This window comes from Hymenobacter saemangeumensis, from assembly GCF_039541835.1.
GTDB classification, from domain to species: domain Bacteria; phylum Bacteroidota; class Bacteroidia; order Cytophagales; family Hymenobacteraceae; genus Hymenobacter; species Hymenobacter saemangeumensis.
Genome location: NZ_BAABGZ010000027.1, coordinates 68459 through 85685, shown reverse-complemented (window position 1 = coordinate 85685; position 17227 = coordinate 68459). Strand labels below are relative to the sequence as shown.

The window sequence follows — 17227 nt, the reverse complement described above, 5'->3', positions numbered from 1 at the left end:
ATTTCTTTTTGTGGAAGCTGAATACAGGACTTTCGAATCTGTGTAATCCGTTAAATCTGCGTCAATCTGCGGTTCAGACAACCTACTCCTTGTCCATCCAGATGTCGATGAACGGCTCTTCCTCCTCCACGCGGTAGGCGCGCCGAAACACGTTGGTGTTGGACTCGATGGCGATGTTGCCTTCGGGGTCGAGGGCAATAATTCCCCGGTCGCCCTGCAGCTTGTCGGCGTACACGTCTACGGCGCCCCGGGCGGCTTTCTGGATGGACAGCTTCTTGTACTTGCGCAGCGCGTACACCTCGTGGGCGCAGGAAGCCAGCATGATGATTTCGCCATCGCCGGTGCAGCTCGCGGCGCACACCTCGTTGTTGGCGTAGCCACCGCCGCCGTATATGCAGCTGTCGCCCACGCGGCCACGCAGCTTGCCCTCGATGCCGCCGGTAGAGGTGGCGCAGGCCAGGTTGCCGTGCTGGTCGAGGGCTACGGCGCCCACGGTGTCGTGCTTGCCGGGGTGGTCTACTTCGGCCTCCTGCAGGATTTCCATCCACTCGTCGCGCTGCTGGTCGGTTTTGAAGTAGCTCGGGTCCTGCAGCGTCAGGCCCTGGGCCAGGGCAAACTCGTGGGCGCCGTCGGCAGTGAGGAAGCTGTGCTTACACTTCTGCATCACCAGGCGAGCCAGGGCCACCGGGTTTTTCACCAGCTTCAGCCCGCTAACGGCGCCGCCCTTCAGGGTCAGGCCATCCATGATGGAGGCTTCGGTTTCCACGTCGCCGTTGATGTTGAACATGCCGCCGCGGCCGGCGTTGAACAGCTCGTTGTCTTCCATTGCCATCACGGCGGCTTCCACGGCGTCGAGGGCGGTGCCGCCGCGGTTGAGGATTTCCCAGCCGGCGTTCAGCGCAGCTTCGAGGCCCTGCTTGAGGGCTTCTTCCTTTTCCGGGGGAATGGTGGTCGGGTCGGTATTCACGGCGCCGCCGTGGATTAGCATCACATATTTTGCCATGGGACTGAGTAGAATTTGGGTGTGCGGGTTCTACTTAGCTGGCTGGATTTTGTTAGGTCGAGCTTAACATAACGAGTAGGGGCGGGGCTAGCCCCCGCCCCTACAACGCTCTGCAATCTTTACACCCCGGCTTTCAGCTTATCCCCAAACAGGGCCTTTACCTTTTCCACTTTGGGGCGGGCCACAAACTGGCAGTAGGGCTCGTGGCCGTGCTGGTTGTAGTAGTTCTGGTGGTAGTTTTCGGCCGGGTAGAAGGTCGGCGCGGGTAGAATCTCCGTTACCACCGGATTGGGAAACGCTTGGCCCTCGTTGAGCTGCTGCTTGTACTCTTCGGCCAAGCGGCGCTGCTCGTCGTTGTGGTAGTAGATGCCCGAGCGGTACTGCGTGCCCACGTCGTTGCCCTGGCGGTTGAGGGTGGTGGGGTCGTGGGTTTTCCAGAAGATTTCCAGCAGCTCCTCGAAGCTGATAACGGCCGGGTCGAATGTGATTTGAATCACCTCGTTGTGGCCCGTGAGGCCACTGCACACTTCCTTGTACGTAGGGTTGGCGATGCGGCCCCCGGCGTAGCCCGACACCACTTTCTCAACGCCCTTCAGATTCTGAAATACGGCCTCGACGCACCAAAAGCAGCCGGCTCCAAATGTTGCTTGCTCCATAAATCGCTGATTTTCGCGGATTATTATGATTTCACTGATTTGTTCTCTTAGCTAACAGGCTTGATACGGGGGTGGTTATCTGGGGGCTGAAGTAGCGCCAACATTTCTACGCAATGGCCTGCCTGGTCATGTCGCATAAAAGGTGGCACAAAAAAGAGGCCCGAACTACTGTTCGGGCCTCTTTGCAGAATGCGGTTGAAATCGGCGCGGGCTTACTTGCGGAACCGCTCGGCCACCACCAGCTCTTTGGAGCCGGCCGTGTACTGGTAGAAGCCTTCGCCCGACTTCACGCCCAGGCGGCCGGCCATCACCATGTTCACCAGCAGCGGGCAGGGCGCGTACTTGGGGTTGCCCAGGCCTTCGTGCAGCACCCGCAGAATGGCCAGGCACACGTCGAGGCCGATAAAGTCGGCCAGCTGCAGCGGGCCCATGGGGTGGGCCATGCCCAGCTTCATCACCGTGTCGATTTCCTCCACGCCGGCCACGCCCTCAAACAGGGTGATGATGGCCTCGTTAATCATGGGCATGAGGATGCGGTTGGCCACGAAGCCGGGGTAGTCGTTCACCTCGGTCGGAATTTTATTGAGCTGCCGCGACAAGTCCATTACCTGCGCGGTTACGGTGTCGGAGGTGGCATAGCCCCGGATTACCTCTACCAGCTTCATTACCGGCACGGGGTTCATGAAGTGCATGCCAATCACCTGGGCGGGGCGCTTGGTAACGGCCGCAATCCTGGTAATGGAAATGGATGAGGTATTCGAAGCCAGAATGGCATCCTGGGGCGCGTAGCGGTCGAGGTCGCGGAAGATTTGCAGCTTGAGCTCCACGTTCTCAGTGGCCGCTTCTACTACCAGGCCGGCGCCGGCTACGCCTTCCTCCAGGGAGGTGAAGGTGCGCAGACGGCCCAGGGTAGCGGTTTTGTCGTCGTCGCTGAGGCTGCCCTTGGCTACCTGCCGGTCCAGGTTTTTGGTGATGGTGCCCAAGGCCCGGTCCAGGGCCGGCTGGCTGATATCAATAAGCGACACGGAGAAACCATGCTGGGCAAACACGTGGGCAATGCCGTTGCCCATGGTGCCGGAGCCAATAACGGCGATATTCATAAGGGTGGGAATGGGAGTGGAGAAAGAATTGATGAAGCAGAAGGCTTGCACCGCAAAGCTACGTGCCGGGGGCTAACTCAAATTGTTTAAAAAAATTTACTGTTTTTTTTAAAAAGAATATCCTTTTAAAATCAGCCCCGTACAAAGCCCAGAGTTCACCTTCTTTTTCACCTTCATTTACTCTCTCACGCCATGGGCAATCTGTTGTATCTCATCGCCGTCGTCCTCGTTATCATCTGGGCCATCAGCTATTTTGGTGGCTTCTACACGGGCGGCATCATTCACACCCTTCTTGTAATTGCCATCATCGCCATTCTGCTGCGTGTTATCAGCGGGCGAAGCGCAGTTTAACGACCATCTGGGTTAAATTAAAAAGCACAAAAAAGCCTCTCTGTTTCGACAGAGAGGCTTTTTTGTGTCATTGTCGCTTTGTATTTCTATTTAAAAAGAAAAAGCAAAATTAACAAAGTCTAACGCCCTAAATTAAATAGGAAACTAAAGCGGAATACCGGATTGCTGTATAAGGAATACAGGGTGTTGTCGAAATTGTACAGCAAAACAATATCTGCAGCAGCCCGCTCGCTGAATTGCTGCCGATAGCCTGCGCCAAGCAGTGGCGTTCCTATCATCTTGCGAATTTTACTGAGGTTGCCGCTGGCATCTTCGGCAAGAAGTTCGGCCCGGGTCAGCTCGTACTCGGCGTGGGCAAAAAATTCTTTGTAAAAAATGTATTGAGCAAAGGCCTTTACCCCAATGTTGCTGGTGGAAATGCTATTAGAGTTTGTGCCCCTGATTACAAAGTTGTCGGGTACCGAATAATTGAGGTAGGAATAGGAGATGCCTGGTCCAAGCGCGAATCGTTCGCTTATGCGGTAGCCCAGCGCAGGCGCGATGCTGAAGTTGAACTGGCTGATGCCATTGACTGCGTTGAAGCCCAGCCCAAAGTTGGAATAAATAAAAAGCTTGCGGCTAAGCTCAGAGCTGCTGCCTCCCGCGGCTCGGGCGTCGCGGTTGCTGGGTAAGTCCAGGCCCGAGGGTTTGTCAGTAGTTGGTGCGGGCAGGGGGGCAGCGCCCGGCGCCGGAGCTGTCTGCTGCACCGGCGGCTGGGCAGGTTGCTGGGCCGGGGGAGGCGTCGCTGTTCCAGGAGGCGCGGTATTAAGCGCGGGCTTGTCCTGAGCCAATGCCGTACCGGCAAGCAGCATGGTTGACGCGGTGAGCAGGGGAAACAGTAGGTTCTTCATGAGGAAAGGAAACCGGCCGGGGCCGGGAAGGTTAAGTAGGCGGCTGACGATAAAGAAATTGTCCGTTGTCGGCAGGTGAACAGTCTCCTGCCGACAACAGAAAAACTCCTAGACGAGCTGCTTGTACATTTTCTGGCGCTGCACCTTGAGGTTTTCATCGGCCAGGTACTCCTCGTAGCTCATGCGGCGGTCGATGATGCCGTCCGGCGTAAGCTCGATGATGCGGTTGGCGATGGTGTCGATAAACTGCAGGTCGTGCGAGGCAAACAGCATGGAGCCCTGGAAGTCGCGCAGGCCGTTGTTGAGGGCCTGAATGCTTTCCAGGTCCAGGTGGTTGGTCGGGTCGTCGAGCACCAGCACGTTGCCGCTTTCCAGCATCATCTTCGAGAGCATGCAGCGCACTTTCTCGCCCCCGCTCAGCACATTGGGCTTTTTCTGCGACTCTTCGCCCGAGAAAAGCATGCGGCCCAGCCAGCCGCGTACGAAGCTCTCGTCTTTCTCCACCGAGTACTGGCGCAGCCAGTCCACCAGGTTCATGTCGCCGGCCTGGAAGAAGGAGCTGTTTTCCTTGGGAAAGTAGCTGGGCGTAATGGTGGTGCCCCACTTAAACTGGCCGGTGGCCGGCTGGGCCTCACCGAAGATGATGTCGAAGAGCAGGGAGGCGGCGCGGTCGTCGCGGCCCACAATGGCAATTTTGTCCTGCTTGTCGAGCGTGAAGCTGACGTTCTTAAACACCGTCTGCCCGTCGACGGTGGCGCTGAGGTTCTCAACCGCCAGCAGCTGGTTGCCGGCTTCACGCTCGGGCTTGAAGGCGATGTAAGGATAGCGGCGCGATGAAGGCTTGATTTCCTCCAGGGTAAGCTTCTGCAGCAGCTTCTGGCGCGAGGTGGCCTGCTTGCTTTTGGAAGCATTGGCCGAGAAGCGGCGCACAAACTCTTCCAGCTCTTTGCGCTTGTCCTCGGTTTTCTTGTTCACTTCCTGGCGCTGGCGCAAAGCCAGCTGGCTGCTCTCGTACCAGAACGAGTAGTTGCCGGGGTACATCGTGATTTTGCCAAAGTCCAGGTCGGCCATGTAGTTGCACACGGCGTCGAGGAAGTGGCGGTCGTGGCTTACCACAATCACCGTGTTCTGGAAGCTGTCGAGGAAGTTTTCGAGCCAGAGCACGCTCTCCGCGTCGAGGTTGTTGGTCGGTTCGTCGAGCAGCAGCACGTCGGGGTTGCCAAACAGGGCCTGGGCCAGCAGCACGCGCACTTTCTCGCTGGCGCCGAGGTCGGCCATGAGCGAGTGGTGCTTGTCTTCGGTGATGCCCAGGCCGCTGAGCAGCTCGGCGGCTTCGTATTCCGCATTCCAGCCTTCGAGGTCGGCGAACTCGCCTTCGAGCTCGGCGGCACGCTCGCCGTCCTTGTCGGAGAAGTCGGCCTTGGCGTAGAGGGCATCTTTTTCCTGCATCACCGACCACAGGCGCTGGTGGCCCTGAATGACGGTTTGCAGCACCACCTGCTCGTCGTAGGCAAACTGGTTCTGCTTGAGCACGGCCAGGCGCTGGCCTGCCGGCATCTCCACCGAGCCGGTGTTGGGCTCCAGCTCACCCGAAAGAATTTTCAGAAAAGTGGATTTGCCCGCGCCATTAGCCCCAATAAGGCCATAGCAGTTGCCCGGCAGGAATTTCGCGGTAACATCTTCAAACAAAATGCGCTTGCCGTAGCGCAGGCTGACATTGGTCGTGGAAATCATTCAGTCAAAAAATAAAGGCAAAAAACGGGTACGCGCAGTACCGGGCCGCAAAATTACGCAAAACCGGCCGGGCCCGAATTGGTCGCAGCCATTCGGGCGCGAACAGCTAATAAAACAACTGGTTAAAAGTCAAATTAGTGCCCGCTCGCTCATGGCTGGCAGCACCGGTAAAGTGGACGGCAGGGCTGAATTTTTTCAGAATTTACCAACGAGCCTGGTTCGCTGGCGCGCCTGTGATGCGGGAATAGGCACGGCCATGCAGGAAGTAGCCGGGCAGAGCAGGGGAGCAGGCAGCCGTTGCAGTGGGCTGATAAATAATGGGTTTCAAGTGCTATGAAGGTTGTGTAGTTCTTAGCAGGTGCACTTTTAGGCTAGACCAGCAAAAACCCGCTGCACCCAAAGTCAGTATAGAAAGGCAGCTGCCGGGGACGCCGGCACTATCCTTCCTTCCACTAATTGAGAAACTATTATGGGCGACGTAAGAATCACCCCCGAACGTACTGGCATCCGCATGGGCGTGCTCACGGCGGCAGTGCTTATTGTGTACACCATCATTGCCAACTTTGCCGGCTTCCTCGACAAGATTGAGGCCGGGGCCCTGAACCTGGTATTCCTGTCGATAGGCGTAGTGCTGGCCATTATACGCTTTAAGCGGGCCAACCATGCACATATGTCTTATTTCCAGGGCTTTGGCACGGGCATCGTGACTGCCCTGGTGGCCTCGGCGCTGCTGGGCGTATTTTTCTGGGTGCTTACCAGCATCAGCCCCGTGGCCCAGGAGCGGGTGCAGGCCCTCGACCTTTTTGGCACCGACCTGGGCCCGCTGGTAGCTGGTCTCGGCATTGTGCTGCTGGGCAGCATGACCGGCGTTATTGTATCGCTGGTAGCCATGCAGTACCTGAAACAAGCCTTCCACCAGCCCATGACCAGCCTCGATTAAAGCTGACATCGGTTGTTAAATCATAAAAAGCCGGCTGTTATTACAGCCGGCTTTTTTATTTCATCTGCAGGTGAAATTTATAAGAAAATAAGAAGTAATAGAAACTTACAGGGGTGGGGTCAGCGTTAAAGCGTATAATCCTTTTCGACAAGTAGTGCTTGTTTGTGTTTACTCTACCCTTAGCTATGAAAACCACCCTTACTATTCTGGGCCTTTTACTGGGAGCATTGCCGCTGACGGCGCAGGCTCAGATGGCAGACCGCCAAAATCCCGTGCCCGCCTTTGTTCGGCCGCCGGGAGCGGCGGCAGCCACTGAGCTAACGCGGGAAATGGCGGCGCGGCTGCAGCTCAACGAATACCAGTACTTGCAGCTGCTGCCCCTGAATCAGACGCGCTTAACCCAGCTCAACCTTCTTAACCGGCAGTACCAGAACGACCAGCTCACCCGTCTGGCTAAGATTGCCGAGCTGGAGGCCTACTATGAGCAAGAATGCCGGCGCATACTCACGCCCACCCAGCTCAGCCAGCTGCAGCAAACCCAGCAGCCTGCCAGCCTGCCCGACAACGAATCCAACGGGTTGGGCTAGCAGCCGCAGCACAAAGCCTGCCGTGTTGACGGCAGGCTTTTTTCGTGGGCAGCATGCACCTAGGGCTTGCGAACCGGGTCGGCAAGAACTTCGGTAACGGTGCCCAGCGGGCCGAAGCGCAGGCTGAGGCGGGGGGCACTGGACCGCTGGTGGCGGTCATCGCACTGGCTGCCGGCCTGCAGGTAATAGAAATACACTTTCTCGGTGCCGGCCCGCAGCTCCTCCTCGTCGGGGTGGCCCAACAGGGAGGTGATGTCGTTGGCGCGCGCTTCGTAGAGCAGCTCTTTATGCTTCAGAATCGCAGCCAGGCCCTTTTCTCGCTGGTTGTGACAGCCGTAGGGGTCGGCCCGCCAGGCCTCAGCATCGAAGCCGGGCAGCTGGGGCAGGGAGTGGCCACAGCCGCTAAGCAGGCCGGCCAAGACCATTGCAAGGGCCCGGCCCAACCAGGAAGGCTGGCAGCGGAAAGCCGGTAGTGGGAAACTCAGCATCGGGAACTATCGTTTGCACGGCGGCGTAGCGCCGCATCTATCCGCGAAGCTACGGGTAAATCCGGCCGCTGGGAGCATATTTACAGGGAGGAGAATGCTTGCTAAACGTTCTTTGTACGAATGAAGCCATTGAAAATACGTTGGTTTTGCCCCCTGGTGTTGGCTGCAGTGCTAAGCTGCACGGGCTCCGCCCGGGCACAGCAGGCGCCGGCTGCCGCCCTGGCCGAGCTTCCGGCCAGCGCCCGGAAGGTATTTTATCAAACTGCGTTCGAGCAGAAGACAACACAGCTGTACACCAAGCTCAAGTTAAGCGAGCAGGGCCTGACCCTGCCCGTATTTCGACGGGCCCTGGTGGGCTATTACAACCTGCACGCAAAAAAAAGCGGCCGCGCGGTGCTCACGCTGATTGACTATACCAGGCCCAGCGCCAAAAAAAGGCTGTGGGTTATCGACCTGGCCAAGCAGAAGGTGCTGTTTCACACCTTGGTGGCTCACGGCAAAAGCTCCGGCGAAAACGTAGCCATGGCCTTCTCTAACAAAGGCGGCTCGGAGATGACCAGCCTGGGCTTTTACCGAACCGCCGCTACCACCTATGTGGGCAAGCATGGCTTGTCGCTGAAGCTGTATGGCCAGGACCCCGGCTTTAACACCAACGCCGAAAACCGGGCGGTGGTGGTGCACGGGGCCGAGTATGTATGCGAAGAGTTTGTGCGCCAGCACGGACGCCTGGGGCGCAGCCAGGGCTGCCCGGCCCTGCCACTGGCTCAAACCACCGCCATTGTGAAAGCTATAAAAGGAGGCAGCGTCTTGTATCTGCACGGCCCCGAGAAAGCAGGGTTCCACTCCAAATGGCTGGATTTTGACCAGGCCGTGCAGTCTTTTGCCCGGAAGGAGGGTATGCTGAGCCTGAGCCAGCCTCCCTCAGTAGAAGCCGGGCAGGACTAAAAATGGGAGAGGAGTAACTTAGGCAGTAGCCTGACGTTAGAAGCAGCATTCGGGCACCGTTGCACTTGTTGTGCGGCCCGGCTTCTTTCACCTCCTTCCTTTTCCTTGCATCATGCGTGGTGGCTTTCGTTTTATAATAGCGCTGGTAATTGCCGGCTTTTCCTTGATTACCTACTGGTGCAAGCGGGAAGCCAACCCCGTAACCGGGGAGATGCAGCATGTCAACATGTCGGCTGAAGAAGAAGTGGCCCTGGGCCTGCAGGCTGCTCCCCAGATGGCCCAGCAGTACGGCGGCATTCACCCCGACCGGCAGGCCGGGGCCGCCGTGCAGCAGATAGGGCAGCAGCTGGTGCAGGCTTCCGGAGCCGGCAACTCCCCCTACCGCTTCGATTTTCACTTGCTGGCCGACGAGCAGACCATTAACGCCTTCGCCTTACCCGGCGGACAGATTTTTATTACGGCAGGCCTGCTCAAGCACCTGAAGTCCAAAGCCCAGGTGGCCGGCGTGCTGGCCCACGAGATTGGGCACGTCATTGGCCGGCACTCGGCCGAGCAGCTGGCGAAGGCCCAGCTCACCCAGGGCCTGGCCGGGGCCGCGGGCATTGCCGCCTACGACCCCAACCGCCCGGGCCGCTCGGTTGCCAATGCCGCCGTAGCAGCGGCAGTAGCCAAGCTCCTGACCCTGCGCTTCGGCCGCGATGATGAGTTGGAGTCGGACCGGCTGGCCGTAAAATACACCGGCGCCGCCGGCTACGACCCCCGCGCCATGATTCAGGTGATGCAGATACTGGAGCAGCAGGGCGGTGGCGGCCGGGGCCCGGAGTTCCTGGCTACCCACCCCAACCCCGGCAACCGCGTTGGTGTGCTGGAAGAAGAAATTCAAAAGCAATACCCCAGCGGCTTACCTGGGGGGCTGAGCCAGTAAATCTGAACCGCAGATTTTAACGGATTTGACGGATAAGAACGGATTCAAAAGACCTGTTTTCAGCCAGATAATTAAAAAAAGAAAAATGACCACTGCTCCGGCTGCAGTGGTCATTTTTCTTTGTTGATAGAAGACCGGACGGAAAGGAATCCGTTCTTATCCGTCAAATCCGTTAAAATCTGCGGTTCAGAAAGATGGCGGCTGCAGGTTCTTGAAGTGGCCATTTAGCCGGACCCGCTCCTTGAGCCTTTCGGTTTCGAGGACTACCGGCAGGATGGTGTCGAGGTGTTCGCGCAGCATTTCCTGGCGCTCCTGCTCGCTGGTGGTGGCCAGCAGCTGGTATTCCTGCTCGGGGCTGAAGCCCACGTGGTGGGCCACGTCGAAAATGCGGTAGTCGGGAGAAAGCTCCAGCAGCAGCTTGCGCAGGCCCAGCGCTTCGTAGAGCTGGCGTACCTGCTGGCTGATGATGTCGCGCAGCAAGGGGTCGGGCTCGTCGTCCTGGGCTACATCCTCTACCTGGCCGGCAGCATAGAGCTTGCCCGGAGCCTCGCGGAAGAACTTGTTGATGCGGAATACCCGAACGGCCTGGGTGCGGATGTCCATCTCGCCGCTGGTATACGTCTGCTCTACGCTAAGCAGACGCATCTCCGTGCCCAGCTCGCCCAGGGTGTTGCCCAGAAAAGGCGGAATGCCGAAGGTGATGCCCTGCTCCAGGCAGTCGCGCACGAGCTGCCGATAGCGAGGCTCGAAGATGTGCAGGTTCAGCTTTTCGTGGGGAAAAACCACCAGGTTAAGAGGGAAAAGCGGCAGCAGGCGGGCCATGAGCAGAAACGGGGAGGGGAGAGTTGAAGTCGGGCAGGCAAGGAATGGCAAACACCCGAATACCCAAGCAGCCGGGCGCTAAAAAGGTTGTGCCAAGGTAGGGTGCCAGGGGCGAATCCGATGCACTAGGCTATTTTTGCCCCAATGCCCGCCCCCCCTTCCCCCTTTCCCATTGCGCACTACCTGAAGCTGGGCAGCCGCCTGTTGCTGCAAAGCCTGGCGGCCTTTTTTCTGCTGAGCGTGGCCTGGGTACTGATTTACCGCTGGATAGCTCCCCCCGCTACCTGGCTGATGCTGGAGCGGCGGGCCCACGCCCCGGTGGGCATGGGCTACACCGGCATACAGGCCGACCCTCGCCACATCAGCTACCGGTTTCGTACCCTCGACGAAGTGGCACCCGCCGTGCCGCTGGCCCTGGTGGCAGCCGAAGACCAGCGTTTCCTGACTCATCACGGCTTCGATTTTGATGCCCTGGTGAAGGCGGCGAAAACCAACTGGAACGGCGACGGCAAGCGCATCGTGGGGGGCAGCACTATCTCGCAGCAGGTAGCCAAAAACGTCTTTCTCTGGCACGGGCGCAGCTATGTGCGCAAAGCAGCCGAAGCCTACTTCACGGTGCTGATTGAGTTTCTGTGGAACAAGCGGCGCATCATGGAAATGTACCTGAGCGTGGCCGAGATGGGCGACTGCACCTTTGGAGTGGAAGCGGCCAGCCAGCGCTACTTTCATAAGCCGGCCAGCGAGCTGAACGCGGCCGAAGCCGCCCTGCTGGCCGGCGTGCTCCCCAACCCCCTGCGGTTTCGGGCCTCCAACCCCGGGCCGGCTGCCCGGGCCAAGCAAATGCGCGTGATGCGCAACATGCGCCGCCTGGGCGGCACTGCCTACATTGCCGAAATCTTAACCGAATAACGTGAAGCCGACCCCTTTCCTCCGTTTTCTGCTGGTGCTGCCCCTGCCACTCGCGCTGAGCTGTACGCCTTCCTCACCCACCAGCTCCCCTGATACGGGGCAGATACGGCACGACATTATGCAGGTATTGAATGCGCAAACCCAGGCCTGGAATCAGGGCAACATTCCGGGTTATATGCAGGGCTACTGGCAGTCGGATTCCCTGGTTTTTATCGGCAAAAAAGGCCTGACCTATGGCTGGCAGCCCACGCTGGACAACTACCAGAAAAGCTACCCCGACGCAGCCGCCATGGGGCAGCTATCCTTTACCAGCTTGAAAATAACCCCGCTGGAAGCTGGCACTGCCCAGGTGGTTGGCGGCTGGCACCTGGCCCGCCCGCAGGCCGGCGATTTGCAAGGCCATTTCCTGCTCATAATGCGAAAAATAGACGGCAAATGGGTGGTTGTAGCCGACCATTCTTCTTAGGTCTTAGGCCTTAGGCCTTATACGTAGTTAAGTATTTGTATTATGCCAGTGCAGAAAGTGCCTAGACGCCTGTGCTGGCATCCAGGCTTTTTATTTCCTCAGGCGACTCGGCCAAAGAATAACGTGACCAGAGTCAGTCTTAGCTATAAAGATGTCGTTCGCTCCCTAATCCCTAATCCCTAATCCCTAATCCCTAATCCCTAATCCCTAATCCACCGGGCTTTTGCCAATGCCTTCGGCTTTAATCAGTCCCAGGCCGGCGGCGTGCTGGGCTGCGGTGGCGTAGTCGGGCACGAGCAGCATGGGCACGCCTTCGCCGCGCAGCTCTTCGCTTACGGGGCCCACCAGGGCGGCCCGGGCCGGCACCTGCACGTCGCGGATATAAATGGCCTTGATGCGGCCGGGAAAGCGGCGCACCACTTCGCGGTAGATGCGGGTGTCTTCCTGCCCGCTGTCGCCCAGCAGCACGAAGGGCAGGTGAGGGTAGGTGGTGAGCAGGCCCTCGATTTCGTGCAGCTTGTGGGCGTGGTGGGCCGAGGCGGCCATGGATTCGCCGGGAATGGCGGGCGGCAGGCGCAGCGACGCGTCGCGCAGCAGCAAGGGGCCCGCGGGCAGCTTACCCAGGCTGATAAAGTCCTCCAGCATGTCGTAGATGTTCCAGGGGGAGCTGCTGACGTAGAAAAAGGGGTTGTCGGGCTGGCCAGTCAGCCCGTGCTGCAGGGCCTGGTAAAACTCGGCTACTCCTTCAAAGGGCGGGCGGGTGTGGGCATTGCTCAGCAGTACTTTGCCCAGCATCTTGAGCACGTTGGTCGCCTTGGTTTCCAGCACCGTGTCGTCGAGGTCGCTGATAACGCCAAACTCGGCCGTAGCCGGGGGCACCAGCACGCGGGCCACGCCCTGCACTTTGGCGGGGATGGCCGGGAAGTGTGATGGCAGACGGCTGAGGCTAACCGGGATGGGGTACCAGAGGTAGGCCACCGGCTCGGGCAGGGCCTGGGGCTCGATGATAAGGGTGAAGTAACCTTCGTCGTCGGTGGTCACCAGGTGCTGGCTGCCATCGGGAAGTTCGGCTACCAGGTCGGCACCGGCTACTTCGCGGCTATTGAAGCGGCGCACCATGCCTTGAAAGTTGCGCCAGCGCGAGTCTTCCGCGGTTTGGGCCGAAATGCCGCGGTCGGCCAGCAGGCGGCCTTTGATGTAGAAGCGGTCAGGGGTGCCGTAGCTTCGGTAGGCATCGATGTGCAGGGGCCGCAGGCTGCCGTTTCGGGCAGAAACCCGGGTCATAAAATGGTCAGACCACTCCACCAGGGAGCTTAAAAAGCGGGGTAAGGGCATGGCATCGGGCGCCAAAAGCGCGCTGTGAAGGTGCAAGAATAACGTTCCGGGCGCGGGTAGGCTACAAAAAACGCCAGTAGCAAAAGCTACTGGCGTCGTTATCAGCTCAAAATCCCTGGTTAAAGAATGCGTTGCAGCTCCTGGAAATTGCTGTTGTTAACGGTGCGGCCGGTGCAGCTCAGCTCCCGGGCCTTGGTTTGGATAGCCTGAATGCGGTTGTCGGGGTTGGGGTGGGTGCTGAGGAATTCGGGCGGGTTGCCCTGGCTTTGGGCCTGTGCCTTGATGAAAAAGCCCGCTGCGCCGTCGCAGGAGTACATGGTGGGGTTGAGGTAGGTGACGGAGTAGTCGTCGGCTTCGCGCTCAAATTCGCGGCTGAAGCTGAGCTGGCCCAGGCCCACGGCAATGCGGGTGAGCTGCCCGGGGTTGTTGCCGGTGAGTACGCCCAGGAGCACCGACACCCCGTATTGCTGCTGCAGCAGGCGGGAGGTGTGCCGGCGGTCGGCGTGGGCAATTTCGTGGCCCAGAATGCCGGCCAGCTCGCTTTCATTATCGAGGAAGTCAATCAGGCCCGAGAACACATAAATGTGGCCGCCGGGCGTAGCAAAGGCATTCTGAATGTTGGGGTCGCGAATGATTTTTACGTCCCACACAAAGTCGTTGCGGTGCTGCAGCTGGCCCGAGTTGAGCACGCGGTTCACAATGGGGTCGAGCAGGGCATAGGCGCGGGCGTTGGCGGCGTTGCGCTCGAGCAGCTGGCCGTTGGCGCGGTAGGTAGAATCGGTTTTGGCGGCTACCTGGGCACCCAGCGCAATGTCGTCCTGCACAGAAAAGAGGAGCACGCCATCGCCGTCTTTGGAGCAGGAGCCCAGGCCGATTCCCAGGAAAAGTGCTGCGGCAAGCAGAGGTTTACGAAGTGAAATCATATGGATGATAAGTGAAAGTCGGTGAGTAGAAACGGCAGTTGCCAGGAGCAGTAGCGCCCCGCCAGGCTGCCCATTGATACGCAGGGCAGGTGCCGGGTGTTGGAAATTGACCCGGCGGCCCCGGCTTGCGTAGAAGGCAGGCGCTGAACAGCCAGCCTTTCTTCTTTTAATTTTCATGCCAGACACACTCGCCGCTCCCCGCCCCAAAACCCGGAAAAAAAGCCTGGCGCCGCTCGATGAGGCCCACGTACTCTACAAAGACCCTGCCCGCCAGGCCCAGCTGGCCGGCCTACGCTACGCATCCGACCAGGGCCCGGGCATCACGCGCAAGCCCACCCGGGCCGGCAACTTCACCTACCACGATGCTCAGGGCCAGAAAATAACCGACAAGGAAGTGCTGGACCGAATTGCCAGCTTCGTGATTCCGCCGGCCTGGACGGAGGTCTGGATTTCGCCGCTGCCCACGGCCCACCTGCAGGTAACCGGCCGCGACGCCCTGGGCCGCAAGCAGTACCGCTACCACCCCGACTGGGACCAGATGCGCAGCCTCACCAAGTTCAGCCGCTTGCGGGCCTTTGGCGAAAAGCTGGGCCCCCTGCGCCAGCAGCTGCGCAAGGATTTGAGCCGGCCAGTCCTGGACAAGGAAAAGGTTGTGGCCCTGGTGCTCACCCTGATGGACCAGTCATTTATTCGGGTGGGCAATAAGGAGTACGCCAAGAAAAACAAAAGCTACGGGCTGACGACCCTGCGCGACAAGCACGTGAGCATCGACGGAGCCGACGTGCGCTTTGCCTTCACCGGCAAGAAAGGGGTGGCCCACGATGTAACCCTCACCGACCGCCGCCTGGCCCGGCTGGTGCGCAAGTGCAAGGAAATTCCCGGGCAGCACCTGTTTCAGTACTACACTACCGACGGGCAGCGCCATGCCCTGGAGTCGGGCGACGTGAACGAATACCTGCAGCGCCACACCGGGCTGGCCCTTTCGGCCAAGGACTTTCGTACCTGGGGCGGCACCGTAAAAATGGTGGAGTGCCTGGAAAGCGTGCTCCGGGAAGAGCCAGGGCTAGCACCCGAAAAGGTGATAAAGAGGGCGGTAAAGGAAGTGGCCAGCGGCCTCGGGAACACGCCTACGGTGTGCTCGAAGTACTACATCCACCCGCAGGTAGTGGAGCTGTTTAAGGCCGGGCAGCTGATTGAGTTTCTGCGCCGGCACGATGCCGAAGCTGCCCCAGACGATTTGCTTTCTCCTAATGAGCGCCTGGTGCTGCGCATGCTGGAACAGGCAGCGTGATGGGGAAGGCTTCATGCCACGCAGTGGCTGGTAGTGGTATGGCGCAGTGATTCGCTGGGTTGTTCTGGAAGTAATTCTCAAGTAGGCGTACCGGCTTCGTTTTCCCGTCCGCCTCACCCTCCGCCCCCAAAAAATGCTTAATTCGCATTTCCGAAAGGGAGAGGGGGAGCCGGTCTGGAATAACCCTACAGCAACTTCGGATGCGATTTAAGGGAGCCCTGGCGTCCGCTCAGGGGCTTTTGTCTTTGTCGAACCGTGCGTAGGGCTTGTGTTTCTTGGGTGTCGGCCGGGCTTTGATGGGGCTTTTGCTCCCAGCTTCATCGTAGTAGCGCAGGTGCCGGGTGCTGCCGCTGAGGGTTAGCTCATCGGTGCCGGGGCCCCCGTGAATGGCCAGCGGCATGGGCCGTTTGGTGTTTATGGTCCTGACGTCGAGCTCATCGTCGCCGCCTAACGCTTCCAGGGTCAGGTGTTTGGTTTCCTGGCGCAAAAAGGTGCGCTGGTAAAAAACCGGAAAGGCCACCCGGGCATTCTGACCCTGGCCGCTCACTTGCAGGCCGCCTTCGATGCGCACCACGGTAGAGTCGGCGTAGCGGCGCACCACAAACCGCTCGGGCTGGGACGTGCCACCTACCACTGCCTGGCGAAACAAGTCGAGGTAGAAGGCATCGGCCGCCTGGGGCAGGGCTTCGCGCCGAGCTTGCAGGGTAGCCACCAGGCGCTTTCCCTCCAGGGCATACACGCTGGAGGGAAGCAAGCGGGCAGCCCGCTCGAGCAGGGTATCCGGCAAGCGGCGCTGCAGCTCAGTGGCCATGCGGTGAAAGTCGGCCCGCCGCAGCAGCGACAGGCTGCGCTGGTCGAGGAAGTGGCCCTGGGATACGAGGCCATGCACGTTGGTATACGTGGGCTTGAAGGTTTGAAACCTGGGCGCCACGAACCGGCTGACAAGCCAGGGAATCAGCCCATCGTCGAAGCGGAAATACACCTGGTCGCGGTCTTTGGGAATGGCCTGGAAGCGGGTGCGGCCGTTTTTCTGCGCGAACTCCGCCCACTGCCACTGCCCCTCGTGCCGGTCCCAGTCGCCGAGCCACACATCGAGCAGGCGCGCCCGAAGAAAAGCCGGCTGCTCGATAAACGCGGCATGGGAGGCATACAGCTTCTTCAACATCTCCTCGCTTTCCCGAAACGTCTCGGCGCTCAGCCAGGGGCCGGTGCGGTCGGCGGGGCCGTCGTATTTTTCTTCCAGCAGAGCCAGCTTGCCCCGGAACCGTTCGGAGCCTTCGCCGAGGTCGTTGGCATCGGGGCGCACGTACACCAGCCGGGGATGGGAGTGCGGCACTCCGGTTGCCTGGGCCAGCGGCGGCACGGTGAGGGCGCCGTAAGGATTCGCGGCCGAAGTGGCGTCGCGCACTACATTCAGCAGAAAGGTCTTACGCAGCCAGATGGGCAGGGTCTTGTTGGGGGCCTTGTCCAGGGCCCGCAGCGCGTACTCACGTCCGGTCGGGTTTTCCAGCGTCATGCTGATGCTTTGGAAGCCGCCGCCCATCTTTCCGGCTTTCAGGCCTCCCGGGGCGGCCGTACTCAGGTTGAGCACGGGCGCTTTCACCTCGGCGGCCCACACCGGGCGGTAATGCCGGCCATATAACAGCTTGTGCACTGCCGAGTGGTGGTTGTAGTGTCGTCCGGCAGTGGCCCGCACGGAATCGGCCCCGGCCGGCAACGGGGCCGTGGCGGTAGGGCCCACGCGGGCATCAGGCTGAAAGTAGTTGCGCCGGGCGCAGCTTGTGCTCAGCAGGGTTAGCAGCACAAGCAGGGCGGGCAGGCGAGGAGAAATCCAGGATAAAAAAGGGAACATTCCGAAATTA

At 59.6% G+C, this 17227-nt stretch carries 19 protein-coding genes; 9 read left to right on the top strand and 10 right to left on the bottom strand.

The features are described 5' to 3' along the window. Positions 1 to 82: 82 nt before the first annotated feature. The 3 genes from ABD919_RS12195 to ABD919_RS12185 all read right to left on the bottom strand — a co-directional run bounded on the left by ABD919_RS12195 (position 83) and on the right by ABD919_RS12185 (position 2759). Positions 83 to 1003, bottom strand: coding sequence for an isoaspartyl peptidase/L-asparaginase family protein (locus ABD919_RS12195; protein WP_345236293.1), 921 nt, complete (start codon positions 1001 to 1003; stop codon positions 83 to 85). Between the two features lie 119 nt (positions 1004 to 1122). Beyond that, on the bottom strand, positions 1123 to 1659 hold the full coding sequence (msrA, locus tag ABD919_RS12190; protein ID WP_345236292.1) for a peptide-methionine (S)-S-oxide reductase MsrA: 537 nt from the start codon (positions 1657 to 1659) through the stop codon (positions 1123 to 1125). A gap of 212 nt (positions 1660 to 1871) precedes the next feature. Beyond that, complete coding sequence (locus ABD919_RS12185) at positions 1872 to 2759, bottom strand: 3-hydroxybutyryl-CoA dehydrogenase (RefSeq protein ID WP_345236291.1); 888 nt, start codon at positions 2757 to 2759, stop codon at positions 1872 to 1874. A 192-nt stretch (positions 2760 to 2951) separates the two neighbouring features. Between ABD919_RS12185 and ABD919_RS12180 the strand changes: the two genes are divergently transcribed. Then, positions 2952 to 3110 (top strand): lmo0937 family membrane protein, encoded by a 159-nt coding sequence (locus ABD919_RS12180; protein WP_345236290.1) that lies wholly within the window; start codon positions 2952 to 2954, stop codon positions 3108 to 3110. A 119-nt stretch (positions 3111 to 3229) separates the two neighbouring features. Here ABD919_RS12180 and ABD919_RS12175 read toward each other — a convergent pair whose 3' ends face one another. Together ABD919_RS12175 and ABD919_RS12170 are read right to left on the bottom strand one after the other, a co-directional pair. Continuing rightward, on the bottom strand, positions 3230 to 4000 hold the full coding sequence (locus ABD919_RS12175; RefSeq protein ID WP_345236289.1) for a hypothetical protein: 771 nt from the start codon (positions 3998 to 4000) through the stop codon (positions 3230 to 3232). Between the two features lie 108 nt (positions 4001 to 4108). Further along, the gene (locus ABD919_RS12170) at positions 4109 to 5734 is read right to left on the bottom strand and encodes an ABC-F family ATP-binding cassette domain-containing protein (protein ID WP_345236288.1); all 1626 of its coding nucleotides are present in this window, start codon (positions 5732 to 5734) and stop codon (positions 4109 to 4111) included. Here ABD919_RS12170 and ABD919_RS12165 point away from each other — a divergent pair. The 3 genes from ABD919_RS12165 to ABD919_RS12155 all read left to right on the top strand — a co-directional run bounded on the left by ABD919_RS12165 (position 5724) and on the right by ABD919_RS12155 (position 7261). Next, positions 5724 to 6071: a hypothetical protein gene (locus ABD919_RS12165; protein ID WP_345236287.1), complete on the top strand. Its 348-nt coding sequence runs from the start codon at positions 5724 to 5726 to the stop codon at positions 6069 to 6071. The genes ABD919_RS12170 and ABD919_RS12165 overlap by 11 nt on opposite strands. 132 nt (positions 6072 to 6203) lie before the next feature. Continuing rightward, positions 6204 to 6674, top strand: a complete 471-nt coding sequence (locus ABD919_RS12160) for a DUF4199 domain-containing protein (protein ID WP_345236286.1) — start codon at positions 6204 to 6206, stop codon at positions 6672 to 6674. Between the two features lie 185 nt (positions 6675 to 6859). Further along, a complete protein-coding gene (locus ABD919_RS12155) occupies positions 6860 to 7261 on the top strand; it encodes a hypothetical protein (protein ID WP_345236285.1) in 402 nt (133 codons plus the stop codon). Between the two features lie 59 nt (positions 7262 to 7320). Here the strand turns inward: ABD919_RS12155 and ABD919_RS12150 are convergent, their stop codons facing one another. Continuing rightward, a complete protein-coding gene (locus tag ABD919_RS12150) occupies positions 7321 to 7680 on the bottom strand; it encodes a hypothetical protein (RefSeq protein WP_345236284.1) in 360 nt (119 codons plus the stop codon). A 225-nt stretch (positions 7681 to 7905) separates the two neighbouring features. On the opposite strand from ABD919_RS12150, the gene ABD919_RS12145 reads away from it, so the two are divergent. Together ABD919_RS12145 and ABD919_RS12140 are read left to right on the top strand one after the other, a co-directional pair. Continuing rightward, on the top strand, positions 7906 to 8694 hold the full coding sequence (locus tag ABD919_RS12145) for a murein L,D-transpeptidase catalytic domain family protein (RefSeq protein WP_425556411.1): 789 nt from the start codon (positions 7906 to 7908) through the stop codon (positions 8692 to 8694). Between the two features lie 112 nt (positions 8695 to 8806). Further along, positions 8807 to 9619: a M48 family metalloprotease gene (locus tag ABD919_RS12140; protein WP_345236283.1), complete on the top strand. Its 813-nt coding sequence runs from the start codon at positions 8807 to 8809 to the stop codon at positions 9617 to 9619. Positions 9620 to 9805: 186 nt separating this feature from the next. Here the strand turns inward: ABD919_RS12140 and ABD919_RS12135 are convergent, their stop codons facing one another. Beyond that, a complete protein-coding gene (locus ABD919_RS12135) occupies positions 9806 to 10441 on the bottom strand; it encodes an LON peptidase substrate-binding domain-containing protein (protein ID WP_345236282.1) in 636 nt (211 codons plus the stop codon). A 144-nt stretch (positions 10442 to 10585) separates the two neighbouring features. Between ABD919_RS12135 and mtgA the strand changes: the two genes are divergently transcribed. Together mtgA and ABD919_RS12125 are read left to right on the top strand one after the other, a co-directional pair. Beyond that, on the top strand, positions 10586 to 11350 hold the full coding sequence (gene mtgA / locus ABD919_RS12130) for a monofunctional biosynthetic peptidoglycan transglycosylase (RefSeq protein ID WP_345236281.1): 765 nt from the start codon (positions 10586 to 10588) through the stop codon (positions 11348 to 11350). 1 nt (position 11351) lies between these two features. Then, positions 11352 to 11816, top strand: coding sequence for a YybH family protein (locus tag ABD919_RS12125; RefSeq protein ID WP_345236280.1), 465 nt, complete (start codon positions 11352 to 11354; stop codon positions 11814 to 11816). 207 nt (positions 11817 to 12023) lie between these two features. Here the strand turns inward: ABD919_RS12125 and ABD919_RS12120 are convergent, their stop codons facing one another. Continuing rightward, the gene (locus ABD919_RS12120; RefSeq protein ID WP_345236279.1) at positions 12024 to 13151 is read right to left on the bottom strand and encodes an App1 family protein phosphatidate phosphatase; all 1128 of its coding nucleotides are present in this window, start codon (positions 13149 to 13151) and stop codon (positions 12024 to 12026) included. Positions 13152 to 13270: 119 nt separating this feature from the next. After that, positions 13271 to 14074 (bottom strand): M48 family metalloprotease, encoded by an 804-nt coding sequence (locus ABD919_RS12115; protein ID WP_345236278.1) that lies wholly within the window; start codon positions 14072 to 14074, stop codon positions 13271 to 13273. Positions 14075 to 14249: 175 nt separating this feature from the next. On the opposite strand from ABD919_RS12115, the gene ABD919_RS12110 reads away from it, so the two are divergent. Next, positions 14250 to 15365: a DNA topoisomerase IB gene (locus ABD919_RS12110; protein ID WP_345236277.1), complete on the top strand. Its 1116-nt coding sequence runs from the start codon at positions 14250 to 14252 to the stop codon at positions 15363 to 15365. Between the two features lie 229 nt (positions 15366 to 15594). Here the strand turns inward: ABD919_RS12110 and ABD919_RS12105 are convergent, their stop codons facing one another. Then, positions 15595 to 17217, bottom strand: a complete 1623-nt coding sequence (locus ABD919_RS12105; protein ID WP_345236276.1) for a hypothetical protein — start codon at positions 17215 to 17217, stop codon at positions 15595 to 15597. Positions 17218 to 17227: the final 10 nt, after the last annotated feature.

Coding starts and splice junctions, on each gene's coding strand:
- ABD919_RS12195 (WP_345236293.1), bottom strand. CDS start 1,003: ATGGCAAAATATGTGATGCTAATCCACGGCGGCGCCGTGAATACCGAC.
- msrA (WP_345236292.1), bottom strand. CDS start 1,659: ATGGAGCAAGCAACATTTGGAGCCGGCTGCTTTTGGTGCGTCGAGGCC.
- ABD919_RS12185 (WP_345236291.1), bottom strand. CDS start 2,759: ATGAATATCGCCGTTATTGGCTCCGGCACCATGGGCAACGGCATTGCC.
- ABD919_RS12180 (WP_345236290.1), top strand. CDS start 2,952: ATGGGCAATCTGTTGTATCTCATCGCCGTCGTCCTCGTTATCATCTGG.
- ABD919_RS12175 (WP_345236289.1), bottom strand. CDS start 4,000: ATGAAGAACCTACTGTTTCCCCTGCTCACCGCGTCAACCATGCTGCTT.
- ABD919_RS12170 (WP_345236288.1), bottom strand. CDS start 5,734: ATGATTTCCACGACCAATGTCAGCCTGCGCTACGGCAAGCGCATTTTG.
- ABD919_RS12160 (WP_345236286.1), top strand. CDS start 6,204: ATGGGCGACGTAAGAATCACCCCCGAACGTACTGGCATCCGCATGGGC.
- ABD919_RS12155 (WP_345236285.1), top strand. CDS start 6,860: ATGAAAACCACCCTTACTATTCTGGGCCTTTTACTGGGAGCATTGCCG.
- ABD919_RS12140 (WP_345236283.1), top strand. CDS start 8,807: ATGCGTGGTGGCTTTCGTTTTATAATAGCGCTGGTAATTGCCGGCTTT.
- ABD919_RS12135 (WP_345236282.1), bottom strand. CDS start 10,441: ATGGCCCGCCTGCTGCCGCTTTTCCCTCTTAACCTGGTGGTTTTTCCC.
- mtgA (WP_345236281.1), top strand. CDS start 10,586: ATGCCCGCCCCCCCTTCCCCCTTTCCCATTGCGCACTACCTGAAGCTG.
- ABD919_RS12120 (WP_345236279.1), bottom strand. CDS start 13,151: ATGCCCTTACCCCGCTTTTTAAGCTCCCTGGTGGAGTGGTCTGACCAT.
- ABD919_RS12115 (WP_345236278.1), bottom strand. CDS start 14,074: ATGATTTCACTTCGTAAACCTCTGCTTGCCGCAGCACTTTTCCTGGGA.
- ABD919_RS12110 (WP_345236277.1), top strand. CDS start 14,250: ATGCCAGACACACTCGCCGCTCCCCGCCCCAAAACCCGGAAAAAAAGC.
- ABD919_RS12105 (WP_345236276.1), bottom strand. CDS start 17,217: ATGTTCCCTTTTTTATCCTGGATTTCTCCTCGCCTGCCCGCCCTGCTT.